Here is a 741-nt window from a genome sequence, read left to right as displayed (position 1 = left end):
AATCGGGAAGACAGGATTCGAACCTGCGACACCTTGGTCCCAAACCAAGTACTCTACCAAGCTGAGCTACTTCCCGCGTTAAATAAAAAAATGCACCCTAGAGGAGTCGAACCTCTAACCGCCTGATTCGTAGTCAGGTACTCTATCCAGTTGAGCTAAGGGTGCTCATCATTATATGCCGAGGACCGGAATCGAACCGGTACGATCGTTACCAATCGCAGGATTTTAAGTCCTGTGCGTCTGCCAGTTCCGCCACCCCGGCCTCTCTAAGCGAACGACGGGATTCGAACCCGCGACCCCCACCTTGGCAAGGTGGTGTTCTACCACTGAACTACGTTCGCATCGACCTCTTATTCTATATAAAAAAATGCCGGCTACATGACTTGAACACGCGACCCTCTGATTACAAATCAGATGCTCTACCAACTGAGCTAAGCCGGCTGATTTCTATTATGCGGGTTAAGGGACTTGAACCCCCACGCCGTTAAGCGCCAGATCCTAAATCTGGTGCGTCTGCCAATTCCGCCAAACCCGCAAATATGACCCGTACTGGGCTCGAACCAGTGACCCATTGATTAAAAGTCAATTGCTCTACCAACTGAGCTAACGAGTCTAAAATAACTTCCGTTATCTTAAACGGTCCCGACGGGAATCGAACCCGCGATCTTCGCCGTGACAGGGCGACGTGATAACCGCTACACTACGGGACCTATGGGAGTTAACGGGATCGAACCGCTGACC

At 51.0% G+C, this 741-nt stretch carries 8 tRNA genes; all 8 read right to left on the bottom strand.

What is annotated here, in order from left to right:
- Positions 1-2 precede the first annotated feature (2 nt).
- Positions 3-76, bottom strand: a tRNA-Pro gene (locus tag HMPREF2766_RS00305).
- A 15-nt stretch (positions 77-91) separates the two neighbouring features.
- Positions 92-165: transfer RNA gene (locus HMPREF2766_RS00300), tRNA-Arg, on the bottom strand.
- Between the two features lie 11 nt (positions 166-176).
- Positions 177-262: transfer RNA gene (locus HMPREF2766_RS00295), tRNA-Leu, on the bottom strand.
- A gap of 7 nt (positions 263-269) precedes the next feature.
- Positions 270-341 (bottom strand) — tRNA-Gly (locus HMPREF2766_RS00290).
- A 27-nt stretch (positions 342-368) separates the two neighbouring features.
- Positions 369-441: transfer RNA gene (locus HMPREF2766_RS00285), tRNA-Thr, on the bottom strand.
- 12 nt (positions 442-453) lie between these two features.
- A tRNA-Leu gene (locus HMPREF2766_RS00280) sits at positions 454-535 on the bottom strand.
- A gap of 5 nt (positions 536-540) precedes the next feature.
- A tRNA-Lys gene (locus tag HMPREF2766_RS00275) sits at positions 541-613 on the bottom strand.
- A gap of 24 nt (positions 614-637) precedes the next feature.
- Positions 638-710 (bottom strand) — tRNA-Asp (locus HMPREF2766_RS00270).
- Positions 711-741 lie beyond the last annotated feature (31 nt).

Source organism: Streptococcus sp. HMSC076C08, assembly GCF_001810825.1.
In the GTDB taxonomy this organism is placed as follows: Bacteria; Bacillota; Bacilli; order Lactobacillales; family Streptococcaceae; genus Streptococcus.
This window is presented reverse-complemented; position numbering and strand designations above follow the sequence as displayed.